This is a genomic window from Azospirillum sp. VT-I1 (genome assembly GCF_055698305.1).
In genome coordinates this window covers 500,928-512,732 of sequence record NZ_CP168806.1, presented here as the reverse complement: position 1 = coordinate 512,732, position 11,805 = coordinate 500,928, and the positions used below count along the sequence as shown (strand labels likewise).

The 11,805-nt window shown below is 68.6% G+C and carries 10 protein-coding genes; 3 read left to right on the top strand and 7 right to left on the bottom strand.

Features of this window, described 5'->3' with window-relative positions:
• Positions 1 to 8 precede the first annotated feature (8 nt).
• Positions 9 to 1,028, top strand: a complete 1,020-nt coding sequence (locus AB8P05_RS30840) for a purine-nucleoside phosphorylase (protein ID WP_472761778.1) — start codon at positions 9 to 11, stop codon at positions 1,026 to 1,028.
• Positions 1,029 to 1,080: 52 nt separating this feature from the next.
• On the opposite strand, the gene AB8P05_RS30835 is transcribed toward AB8P05_RS30840, so the two are convergent.
• From AB8P05_RS30835 to AB8P05_RS30805, 7 genes are all read right to left on the bottom strand, one after another.
• Positions 1,081 to 1,554: a MarR family winged helix-turn-helix transcriptional regulator gene (locus tag AB8P05_RS30835; protein WP_455175838.1), complete on the bottom strand. Its 474-nt coding sequence runs from the start codon at positions 1,552 to 1,554 to the stop codon at positions 1,081 to 1,083.
• Between the two features lie 239 nt (positions 1,555 to 1,793).
• On the bottom strand, positions 1,794 to 2,600 hold the full coding sequence (locus tag AB8P05_RS30830) for a class II aldolase/adducin family protein (protein ID WP_455175837.1): 807 nt from the start codon (positions 2,598 to 2,600) through the stop codon (positions 1,794 to 1,796).
• Between the two features lie 28 nt (positions 2,601 to 2,628).
• Positions 2,629 to 3,654, bottom strand: coding sequence for a ketopantoate reductase family protein (locus AB8P05_RS30825; RefSeq protein ID WP_472761777.1), 1,026 nt, complete (start codon positions 3,652 to 3,654; stop codon positions 2,629 to 2,631).
• Positions 3,651 to 4,400 carry an ABC transporter ATP-binding protein gene (locus AB8P05_RS30820; RefSeq protein ID WP_472761776.1) on the bottom strand — a complete coding sequence of 250 codons (750 nt, stop codon included), beginning with the start codon at positions 4,398 to 4,400 and terminating at the stop codon, positions 3,651 to 3,653. The genes AB8P05_RS30825 and AB8P05_RS30820 overlap by 4 nt, the downstream gene beginning before the upstream one ends.
• On the bottom strand, positions 4,397 to 6,220 hold the full coding sequence (locus tag AB8P05_RS30815; RefSeq protein WP_472761775.1) for a branched-chain amino acid ABC transporter ATP-binding protein/permease: 1,824 nt from the start codon (positions 6,218 to 6,220) through the stop codon (positions 4,397 to 4,399). The genes AB8P05_RS30820 and AB8P05_RS30815 overlap by 4 nt, the downstream gene beginning before the upstream one ends.
• A gap of 47 nt (positions 6,221 to 6,267) precedes the next feature.
• On the bottom strand, positions 6,268 to 7,305 hold the full coding sequence (locus AB8P05_RS30810) for a branched-chain amino acid ABC transporter permease (protein WP_472761774.1): 1,038 nt from the start codon (positions 7,303 to 7,305) through the stop codon (positions 6,268 to 6,270).
• A gap of 103 nt (positions 7,306 to 7,408) precedes the next feature.
• Positions 7,409 to 8,563: an ABC transporter substrate-binding protein gene (locus AB8P05_RS30805; RefSeq protein ID WP_472761773.1), complete on the bottom strand. Its 1,155-nt coding sequence runs from the start codon at positions 8,561 to 8,563 to the stop codon at positions 7,409 to 7,411.
• Positions 8,564 to 9,392: 829 nt separating this feature from the next.
• On the opposite strand from AB8P05_RS30805, the gene AB8P05_RS30800 reads away from it, so the two are divergent.
• Positions 9,393 to 10,529 (top strand): amidase, encoded by a 1,137-nt coding sequence (locus AB8P05_RS30800; RefSeq protein WP_472761772.1) that lies wholly within the window; start codon positions 9,393 to 9,395, stop codon positions 10,527 to 10,529.
• Positions 10,530 to 10,624: 95 nt separating this feature from the next.
• Positions 10,625 to 11,791: an acyl-CoA dehydrogenase family protein gene (locus AB8P05_RS30795; RefSeq protein WP_472761771.1), complete on the top strand. Its 1,167-nt coding sequence runs from the start codon at positions 10,625 to 10,627 to the stop codon at positions 11,789 to 11,791.
• The last annotated feature ends 14 nt before the right edge of the window (positions 11,792 to 11,805 follow it).

The following is an 11,805-nucleotide window of genomic DNA, read 5'->3' as shown; positions in this document are numbered from 1 at the left end:
AAAGTTCGATGTCGTTGCTCTCCTGCTGCCGCAGCGCCGCCCTGTCGGCCCTGCTCCTGTTCGGGCTGAACGGGTCCCTCCAGGCCGCGGAGCCGGTCAAGGTCAAGGTGTTCGTCGGGTCGATGTTCGAGATCGGCAAGAACACCGGCGACCGGGCGGGCGAGTTCCAGCACTGGTACGAGCGCTATTGGCAGACCGCCGAGCCGATTACGGTGAAGGGCGCGCTGAACCCGGTCTACTGCAACGCCGACGGCGTGTGCGGGTCGGTGCTGGGCATGGGCAAGGTCAGTTCCTCGGCCTCGATGCAGGCAATCCTGCTGAACCCGCAGCTCGACCTGTCGCAGGCTTATTTCCTGGTCACCGGCGTGGCCGGCACCCCGCCGTCGCGCGGCACCATCGGCGAGGTGAACTGGGCGACCTGGCTGGTCGATTACGATCTGGGCCACCGCTGGGCGCCGGAGGAAGGCAAGCCCGGCGAGCCGACCTTCATGCCGCGCAAGGGCTATGAGGCGGTGCGCCTGTTCCAGATGAACCCGGCGCTGGTCGGCTGGGCGATGCGGCTGACCGCCGACACGCCGCTGAAGGACAGCGAGTCCGCCCGTGCCTACCGCAAGCGCTATCCGCAGGAGGCGGCGCAGCGTGCACCCTTCGTGGGCACCGGCACCCACATGACCGGCGACACCTTCTTCCACGGTCCCGGCATGTCGGAGCAGGCGCAATACATCGCCAAGCTCTATGGCGCCGACGATTACGTCATCACCGAGATGGAAGCGGCGGCGATCACGCTGGTCATCAAGCGGCTTCAGGGCTCCGACCGGGTGATGAGCCTGCGCGGCGCCGTCAATTTCGACCAGGGCAACCCGAACGAGACCACCCTGCAGCATCTCGACCCCAAGCCGGGCGAGACCGCTGGCGGCTTCGCCGAGACGGTGGAGAATGTGGAGCTGGTCGGCTCCCGCATGGTCGACCATATCGTCGGCCACTGGGACCAGTGGAAGGACGGCGTCCCGGCCCTGCCGGCCAAGTAAGGACGGACATACAAAGAGAGAAGTCCCTGCCCGGCCTGCGCCGGGCGGGGGCTCAATCCTCCGCGAGATTCTCGTAGAGCTGCTGCAGGGTCGCGTTCAGCTTGCCGATCTGCGATTCCGACAGCCCTTCGAAGCTGCGGGCGAACAGCTTTCCCGTCGCGTCCTGGATGCGCTCCACCAGCGCGTGGCCGGCCGGTGTCATCGTCACCTCGGTGACCCGGCCGTCCTCGGCGTTGGTGCCGGTTTCGACCAGCCCTTCCGCCTTCATGCGGTAGACGATGCGGGTCATCGTCGACAGCTTGACGATGGCGTGGGTGGAGATCTCCGAAATGCTGGAGGTGCCGTGCGTCTTCAGGATGAACAGCACCCGCCAGGTCGGGATGTCGGTGCCGATCCGCTTCAGCGCCGTTTCCATCTTCTGCGTATAGATGCCCTGGACGCGGGCAAGCCAGTAGAAGGGGAATTCCTCGACCTGGAATTCGGGGTCCGACGGGATGTAGCGGCGCAGCTTCTTGGTGATGGCCATGATGCCCAGTGTCTGTCCAGCGTTTGGCCAGCGTTTGGCGAGGCCGGGGCCTTCTTTTACCAACCGCCGGTTCGGTTGCCAAACGCCTTGCGGTGCCGAAGCACTGCCCCCTCGCCGGCCCTCCCCGCTCTCGCGGGAGAGGGAGTTGAGCGCAGGAACGACGGTAGTCCCCGCTCCCGCGAAAGCGGGGAGGGTTAGGGAGGGGGCAAAGGATACCGCCACGGCATACGCCGGCCCCCTCACCAGCCCGGCCCGCGTTCCGCCCGCATCTTGCGCACCATGGCGTCGAAGAACTTCACGGCAAAGCCGCTGTCGCGGATCAGCATGGCGGTCAGGTCGCTGCATTTCTGCCGGACCTCGGTCGACAGCTCGACGTCCTCGCCGCGCATGCTGTCGGCCAGCGTCTGGATCTCGGCGGCGCGCTGCACCGTCCACAGCAGGAAGAAGGTCTTGGCGATGCTGGACTCACCAACCGCGATGCCGTGGTTGCGCAGCACCAGGATGTGCTTGTCGCCCAGGCTCTCCAGCATGCGCGGCTTCTCGTCGGCGAACAGCGTGATGCCCTCGAAGGCATGGTAGCCGACGCGGCCGTAGAGCTGGGCGCCGTAGAAGTCGTTGTGCGAGAAGGCCTGCTTCTTCTGCACGATGGCCGACACCTCGGTGGTGTGGGTGTGGATCACGCAATGGATGTCGGCGCGCGCCTCGTGGATGGCGCTGTGCAGGGCGAAGCCGGCGGGGTTGGCGTCGTAGGGCGACGGCTCCAGCTTCTCGCCGTCCAGCCCGACCTTCAGCAGGTTGGCCGGCGTCACCTCGGTGTAGTTCAGCCCGAAGGGGTTCACCAGATAATGGTGCGCCGGCCCCGGCAGGCGGGCGGAGATGTGGTTGAAGATCGTCTCCGTCCAGCCCATGAAATCGACCAGATGGTAGCAGTCGGCCAGCTGGCAGCGCAGCGCCCACTCCTCTTCGCCGATGTGATCGGGCCTCACGACGCTGTTGTGGCCGAGCTTCGGGGCAATGGAGCTAGCGATGGCGGTCGCGGTCGTCATGGTTTGCGGTCCCCTTCGGATGGAGGTTTTACAGGCCCGCGGCGGCGCGCAGCGCGCTGTCGCTCTTGAAGCGGGCGAGGATGGCGATGTTGCGGGTCAGCGGCATGGACAGCCCCTGCAGTTCGGCCAGTTCGATGACGGCCTCGCAGATGGCGGACAGTTCCAGCGGCAGCCCCTTCTCGAAATCCTGGAGCATGGAGGTCTTCACCGGCCCCATCCCGGCGCCCATCGCCAGCAGGGACGCCGGGTCCAGCTCGATCCGCGCGCCATAGGCGGCGGCGGTCAGCAGCGCTTCCGACAGCATCTGGCGGGCGATCTGCGACAGCGACGGGTCGCCGTAGATGTCCTGCAGCGTCGCCCCCGACACCACCGACAGCGGGTTGGAGGAGAGGTTGGCGATTACCTTGGTCCACAAGGGGTCGCGCACCCGCCCGCTCGCCTGGGTGTGGATGCCGCAGGCGGTCAGCATGGCGGCGGTGCGGGCGAGGCGCTCGCTGGGGCGGTGGTCGATCTCGCCCAGGATCAGCTTCAGCGGGTTGAAGCTGCGGGCGACGCCGGGGGCCATCCGCTCCGCGGTGATGTAGGCGATGGCGCCGATCACGCGGTCGAGCGGCACCAGTTCCTTCAGCGCCCCGTCGGGATCGACGGCGCGGACGGCGCGGCCCTGGTGGCGCCCGCCCTCCCCCTCGAAATACCACCAGGGAATGCCGTTCACCACCGGGACGACCAGGGTGTCCGGCCCGATCATCGGCCGGGCGGCGCGCACCAGCGGCAGCAAATCCTGCGCCTTGGCGCAGAGGAACAGCAGGTCCGGCTGCCCCAGTTCCTCTGCGGGCCCGGCCGCCACCCGCACATGATGTTCGCCCTCGCGGTCCGTCAGGTGCAGCCCGTCCTGGCGGATGACCTCCAGCGTCGCACCGCGGGCCAGCACGCCGACGCGGTGGCCGGCCCGGGCGATGCGCACCGCCAGCGTGGTGCCGATGGCCCCCGCCCCGGCGATCCCGACATGCCAGCGCCCCTCTTTTGAACCCTCTCGCCAGTCCGGCTCCGTCATGAGGCGAGCATCTCCTGATGCTTGCCGGCCATGCCGAGATAGGCCGCCACCACGCGCGGGTCGTGCGCCAGCTGCGACGCCGGTCCCTCCATGGCGATGCGCCCCAGCTCCAGCACATAGGCATAGTCGGCAACGCGCAACGCAGCCCGCGCATTCTGCTCGATCAGCAGGATCGACACGCCCTTGCTGCGCAGTTCCGAGATGATGCGGAAGACCTCGCGCACGATCAGCGGCGCCAGCCCCAGCGACGGCTCGTCCAGCATCAGCAGCTTCGGCCCGCCCATCAGGGCACGGGCCAGCGCCAGCATCTGCCGCTCGCCGCCCGACAGCGTCGCCGCCATCTGGCCGCGCCGCTCCTTCAGCCGGGGGAACAGGAGGTAGAGTTCCTCCATCGCCGCATCCTGCTCGCGCTTCGACCGCGAATGGAAGCGGAAGCCGCCGAGCCGCAGATTGTCCTCCACGCTCATGGTGGCGAACAGCGCGCGTTTTTCCGGAACCAGGCTCATGCCGCGCGCGACCATGTCCTGGATGGCCGGCGACTGCCCGTCATGGCCGAGGAAGCTGACCCGGCCGCGCGACGGCAGCACGCCCATGATGGCGGACAGAAGCGTCGTCTTGCCGGCGCCGTTGGGGCCGATCACGGTGACGATCTGCCCCTCGCCCACCCGCAGGCTGGCGTTGCTCAGCGCCTCGATCTTGCCGTAGGAGACGCAGAGGTCGGTGACCTCCAGCAGCGGCGCGCTCATTCGACACCTCCCAGATAGGCTTCGAGGACGGCCGGGTTGGTCTGGATGGTCTCGGGCGGCCCTTCGGCGATGCGCTCGCCGAACTCCATGACATAGACGCGGTCGACCAGCCCCATGACGAAGTCCATGTCATGCTCGACCAGCAGGATCGCCATCCCCTCCGACCGCAGCTTGACCAGCAGTTCGGCCAGCGCCTGCTTCTCAAGGAAGCGCAGGCCGGCGGCCGGCTCGTCGAGCAGCAGCAGGCAGGGGTCGGCGCACAGCGCGCGGGCGATCTCCAGGATGCGCTGCTGGCCGAGCGCCAGGCTGCCCGCCTCGACATGCAGATATTGGCCGAGGCCGACGCGGATCAGCTGGCGCCGCGCCTCGTCGAGCAGCCGCGCCTCCTCCGCCCGGTCCAGCCGCAATGCCGCGGCCGCAACGCCCTTGGAGCCGCGCAGATGGGCGCCGATGGCCACATTCTCCAGCACACTCATGGTGGGGAGCAGCTTGACGTGCTGGAAGCTGCGGCTGAGGCCGGCGCCGGCCATGGCGCGGGCGGTGCGGCCGTCGATGCGCTCGCCACGGAACAGGATCTCGCCGGAGGTCGGGTGGTCGACGCAGGAGAGCTGGTTGAACAGCGTGCTCTTGCCGGCGCCGTTGGGACCGATCACCGCCAGGATCTCGCCGGCCCGCACGGTGAAGCTGATGTCGCGGTTGGCGACCAGCCCGCCGAAGCGGCGCGTCACCCCCTTGGCCTCCAGCACCACCTCGCCCTTGGCCGGCATCGGCCGGCGCGGCAGCGGTTCGGCGGTCGGCAGCTCCACACCCTCCACCCCACCCGGCGCCCGGCGGCGGCGCTCGAAAGCCTTGGCGATCCAGCCGGCGATGCCGCCGGGAAGACGCTGCATCAGAAGAACGATCAGCAGGCCGAAGACGATGGATTCGAAGTTGCCGGTGCGGCCCAGCAGGTGCGGCAGCAAATCCTGCAGCCATTGCTTGGCGAAGGTGACGCCGGCGGCACCGATCACCGCACCCCAGACCTGCCCGACCCCGCCGATCAGCGCCATGAACAGGAAGTCGATGCCGGCCTGCAGGCTGAAGGGCGCCGGGCTGACGAAGCGCTGGGTGTAGGCGTAGAGCCAGCCGGCCAGCCCGGCATAGAGCGCCGCGACCAGGAAGGCCGTCATCTTGGCGCGGAAGCTGTCGACGCCCATCGATTCCGACATGCGCTGTCCGCCGCGCAGCGCGCGGATGGCGCGGCCGACGCGGGAGTCCAGCAGGTTCAGCGTCGCCACCACCGCCAGCAGCAGGATCGCCCAGATCAGGTAGAACAGCGTCTCAGCATTGTCGAAGGCGATGCCGAACAGGCTCAGCGCCGGGATGCCCGACAGGCCGGTATGGCCGCCGAGGAACTCCAGATTGCCGAACAGATAGAACAGCGACAGCCCCCAGGCGATGGTGCCGAGCGGCAGGTAATGCCCGGACAGCCTCAGCGTCACCGCCCCCAGCACCGTCGCGATGGCGAGCGTCAGCAGCAGCCCCACCGCCAGCCCGGCCAGCGGCGACCCCGCCATCCAGGCGAGCGGCCCCGGCAGGTCGGCGGCCGACACGGTGGCGAGATAGGCGGTGGCATAGGCGCTGACGCCGATGAAGGCCGCCTGTCCGAAGCTGGTCATCCCGGCGACGCCGGTCAGCAGGACGAGGCCCAGCGTCGCCAGCGCGAAGATGCCGATGTTGTTGGCCAGCGTGACCTGATAGGTCGGCAGGACCAGCGGGGCGGCCGCCAGCAGCGGCAGAAGGGCCAGCAGGATCCAGCCGGACGGCGACAGCCTGGGCATCGAAACGGTTGGCCTCGCAGCGGGAGTTTTCGACAGCACGCCGGGCTTCATTCCTCGTCCTCCGCGCCATGGTGGGAGAGGGAGCGCCAGACCAGCACCGGAAGGATCAGCGTGAAGACGATCACCTCCTTGTAGCTGCTGGCCCAGAAGGTGGAGAAGGATTCGGCCTGCCCGATCAGCAGGGCGCCGAGTGCGGCGACCGGGTAGCTCGCCAGACCGCCGATGATGGCGCCGACGAAGCCCTTCAGGCTGATGATGAAGCCGCTGTCGTAATAGATCGTGGTGATGGGCGCGATCAGGATGCCGGACAGGCTGCCGATCAGCGCCGCCAGCGCGAAGCTGGCCTTGCCCGCCAGCTCCGGCGAGATGCCGACCAGCTCGGCCCCCAGCCGGTTGACCGCGGCGGCGCGCAGCGCCTTGCCGTACAGGCTGCGCTCGAAGAACAGGTACAGCCCCAGGATCAGGGCCAGCGACACCGCCACCACCCAGATGGTCTGGCTGTTCAGCATCACCATGCCGAGCCTGAGGCCGCCGTCTGAGAAGGGCTCCGTCCGCGCGCCCTCCGGGCCGAACATCAGCAGCCCGACGCCGACCAGCACGACATGCACGGCGATGGAGACGATCAGCAGCACCAGCGGGTGCGCCGCGGCGATCGGCTGGTAGAAGACGCGGTAGAGCGCCAGCCCCAGCGGCACGATCAGGGCCATGGTCACAAGCGCCTGCAACGCGACGCCGGCACCGGCCAGCGGCACCAGCGTGGTCAGCGCGGTCAGCCCCGCGGCATAGGCGACGCCCAGCGCCGGCCCGCGCCGCACCGCGATGCGGCCGTCGCGCCGCCATGCGGCATGGCTGTCCATGACCAGGGCGGCGGCGGCCAGCGCCAGCAGCAGCCAGCCCAGCCGGACCGGGGTTCCGCCCTGCATCGCCGCCATGGTCAGGGCGGCAAAGGCGACGAATTCGCCCTGCGGAATCAGAAGGATTCGGGTCACCGTGAAGACCAGCAGGATCGACAGCGCCAACAGCGCATAGATGGCGCCGTTGGTGATCCCGTCCTGGCCCAGCAGCATGACGATCTGGAGGTTCATGACCGGTATCCCTTCGCTCCGGCGGCGGCCCGGAAAATGGATTCTGGGTCGCCGCCGCCGGATCACTTCACGAGGTCATTTCACGGGCAGTGCGTCACACGGCTCACTTCACCAGCGTCCATTTGCCGCCGGACACGGTGATCAGCTCGCGGCCGCGCTCGTCGAAGCCGCTGTGGTCGGCGGCGGTCAGGTTGTAGACGCCCTGGGTCGCCGGCAGCTCCTTCACCTGTTCCAGCGCGTCGCGCAGCGCAGTGCGGAAGGCGGCCGATCCCGGCTCCCCGCCCTTCAGGGCGACGGGGATGGCGCGCTCCAGCAGCAGGCCGGCGTCATAGACGTTGGCGCCGAAGGTGGCGGGCTTGGAGCCGTTCTGCTTCTCGTAGGCGGCGACATAGTCGGCGGCGATCTTCTTCGACGGATGGCTGTCCGACACCTGGTCCAGCACCAGCATCAGGCTGGCGGCCAGGATCGTGCCCTCCACCTTCTTGCCGCCGAGCTTCAGGAAGTCGGGCAGCGCCGCACCGTGGGTCTGATAGACCTTGCCGCGAAAGCCCTGGTCGAACAGCGTCGTCTGCGGCAGGACGGAGGAGCTTCCCGGGGCGGCGATCAGCACCGCGTCGGGCGAAGCCGACAGGATCTTCAGCCCCTGCGCCGTCAGCGAGGTGTCCTGCCGCTGGAAGCGCTCGCTCGCCAGCAGCTTGATGCCGCGCTTGGCCGCACCCTCGCCGAACACCTTCAGCCAGTTGTCGCCATAGGGATCGGCGGTGCCGATGAAGCCGACCGACTTGATGCCGGCCTTCGCCATGTGCTCCAGCAGCGCCTCGGCGATCAGGTCGTCATTCTGGGTGGTCTTGAACACCCATTTCTTCTGCTCGGTCATCGGCAGCACCACGGCGGCGGTGCCGACCGGGGCCAGCATCGGCACGCCGGCCTCGGCCGCGAACTGGATCACGCCCATGGCGTTGGGCGAGCCGGACGGGCCGATGATGGCGTCCACCTTCTCCTCGGTGATCAGCTTCTTGAAGGCGGCGACGGTGGCCGTCGGGTCGCTGCCGTCATCGAGCGTGATGTACTGCACCGTCTGGCCGCCGACGCTGGTCGGCAGCAGAGGCACGCTGTTCTTCTGCGGAATGCCGACCAGCGCGATGGGGCCGGTCGAGGAGGTCACCACGCCGACCTTCACCTGCGCGTCGGCCGGCAGGGCGGCGCCCACCGCGAACGCCCCGAACAGCAGCGAGACCGCCAGCTTCTTTGCAATCACCACACCCTCCATTTCGTGTTGCCGCCATTTCGTGTTGCCGTCTGTCCCGGTCCGATCAGCCTTCCGCCGCCGGACCCGCGGGCCGGTGCGGCCGGGCCCCCGAAGAAGCCCTCTGCCGCCCAACCTCTTGTTCTGTCGAAAGGAACAAAGCAAAGAGCGCGCCAATGAAAGCGGCGGCGCCGCCGCGCCAATTACCCAATACTGAGACAATAGAAGACACGAACAGTCAGTAAGCGTCCGACCGGCATGAGCACCGGAAGGAAACGGAAAACACCGATGCTTCCGCATCACACCGGGTACAATTGCCCGGCAGTCCTGTTCTTTGGGATTTTGATGGACGGCGACACCACGCCCCGCCGGTGAAGTCCTGTGGCGGTCATGCCCGGCGCCGGTCGTCCCTGCCGCCCATTAAGCCAGACTTCCGTGAATCCGCAATCGAATTTTCAAGAAAAACTGCCCATTTTTTGGCACTCCATTGCATGCTTTGCAGGCGAAATCCCACCAAGTGCGCCGATCAGGTACTTTGGAATGAGCGCTTATCCGGAAAGTACGGACATCGGGAAAATCCCTTCATTGCCAGCATGATAGAAGAAACGCTCCCACTGCTCCCCTGCGCTTCCGCGCGCCTGAAGACATCAAGGCACTGCTCGGATTTTGTGCTTCACCGGCAAAAATTATTTTTCCAAAGTCAATTGACTATTCACGTTTCTCGCCGTTAGGCTTCGGTCATCCCATCCACCCCGAACGGCTCCGATCCCGGCGGCGAAAGACAAGCCCGGTATCGTGAGAGTCCTTGGGGAGTCCGGTTCGACCGGGGAAGGCATTGCCCATGACCATCTTCGTTCAAACGCTCGACCTTATCGGGAGCGCCGCCGACCGCGCTGCGGCCCCGACGGTCGCCATCAAGGACAGCATCGACATCGCCGGCCTGCCGACGCGGGCCGGCAGCCGGGCGCTGGACGCTGCCCCGCCGGCCGTGGAAAACGCCGAAATCGTGGGCAATCTGCTCGCCGCCGGCTGGCGGATCACCGGCAAGACCACGATGCACGAACTGGCCTTCGGCACCACCGGCATCAACCGCTGGGCCGGCACCGCGCCGAACCCGGAATTCCCCGACTTCGTGCCCGGCGGCTCGTCCAGCGGCTCGGCCGCCGCCGTCGCCGCCGGGATGGTGGATGCGGCGGTCGGTACCGACACCGGCGGTTCCGTGCGCATTCCCGCCGCCTGCTGCGGCGTCTTCGGGCTGAAGCCGACCTTCGGACGGGTCAGCCGCCGCGGCGCGATGCCGGCCCGGACCACGCTGGACTGCGTCGGCCCCTTCGCCGCCGACATGAAGCGTCTGGTCGCCTGCATGGCGGCCATCGACCCGACCTTCGGCCCGCTGCCGGCCGTGGACGGCGTTGCCATCGGCCTGCTGGAGACGGACGCCGACGACGGCATCGCCGCCGCCGTGCGCACGGCGGTCGAAGCTTCCGGCCTGCCGGTGGAACCCGTCGTCCTGACCGGCATGCGCGCCGCCTTCGAGGCCGGATTGTCGGTCATCAATGTCGAAACCTGGGCCGCCTGCGCCGCCCTGGTGGAGACCGGGCTGGTCGGCCAGGACGTGGCGTTCCGCCTGCGCAACGCCGCCCGCACCACGGCGGAGGATCTGGCCCGCGCCGAAGCGGTGCGCGCCGCCTTCACCGCGGAGGTCGATGCGCTTCTGGCGCGGGTTGCGGTCATCGCGCTGCCGACCATGGCCGGCCCGCCGCCGCTGGTGGCGGATGCCGGCGACACCAGCCGGCTGGTCCGCATGACCACGCTGGTCCGCCCCTTCAACCTGTCCGGCCACCCGGCCATCGCCGTCCCGCTCGCCCCCGTCGGCGGCGCCCCCGCCAGCCTGCAGCTGGTCGCCGCCAAGGGCGCCGACGAGCTGCTGTGCGCGGTGGCGGCCCACATCGCCGAGCGATTGCCCGGTCCGGCCTGAGCCGCTTCAGCCTTTCAATCCCCGATGCCATGGACGGAGCCGCTCTCCGAATGCGGACGCGCGCCTTCCCTCCATCACCCGCTATGGAGATCCCCATGTTGGTGACTCTGCCCGCGCAGAAACAGGACGGCGGCCGGAGCTTCGACGATGCTCTGCTTGCGGAGCTTCTGACCGAGATCCGCGGCCGACGCGCCGAATTCGAACAGCAGCAGTTCATCTCCCAGGACATCGTCGAGCGCTACCGCGCGCTCGGCGTCTACCGCGCCCTGGTCGCCCGCCGCTTCGGCGGCGACGAACGCTCCCCCGCCGAATTCTGCCGGCTGGTGGAGCGCATCGCCGAGGCCGACGGCTCGGCCGGCTGGGTCGCCAGCTTCGGCATCGGGGCGGTCTATCTGTCGGCGCTGCCGCTCGACACGCTGCGCAGCCTCTACGCCCGCGGCCCCGACCTCGTCTTCGCCGGCGGCATCTTCCCGCCGCAGCCGGCGGTCTTCGTCGATGGCGGCCTGAAGGTGAAGGGCCGCTGGAGCTGGGCCAGCGGCTGCATGGGCGCCGACATCGTCGGCGTCGGCATCGCGCCGAAGAACAGCGACGGCACCGGCGGCCTGCCGCGCATGGCGGTGATGCCGCGCAGCGCGGTCACCATCGAGCGCAACTGGGATGTCGTCGGGCTGCTCGGCACCGGCAGCCACGACCTCGTGGTCGAGGACGTGGTGGTGCCGGAGGAATGGACCTTCGTGCGCGGCGGCAAGTCGGCGCTGGACGAACCGCTCTATCGCTATCCCACGCTTGCCTTCGCAGCGCAGGTCCTGTCCGTCGTCTCGCTCGGCATCGCCCGCGCCGCCCTGGACGAGCTGCGCTCCATGGGGTCCCGCGCGTCGGTCACCGGCGCGCCGAAGCTGGGGGAGCGCGTCGCCTCGCAGCTGGAGACCGCGAAGCTGGAGGCCGAGCTGCGTGCCGCCCGCTCCTGGTTCTATGGCGCCATCGACGAGGTGTGGCAATGCCTGCTGGTCGGCGACGATCCGGCGCCGGATCAGGTCAGCATGCTGCGCCTGTCGGCCACCCACGCCACCCGTACCGCCGCCGAGGTGACCCGCCGGGCGCAGATGCTGACCGGCATGGCCGGCGTCTATGAGCGCTGCCCGATCGCGCGGCAGGTCCGCGACGTCCAGATGATCACCCAGCACGCCTTCCTCGGCGACGTCACCTACCAGAATGCCGGGGCCATGCTGTTCGGCCTGTCCCCCCTGCCCGGCTATCTCTGACCCCCATCCCCGGA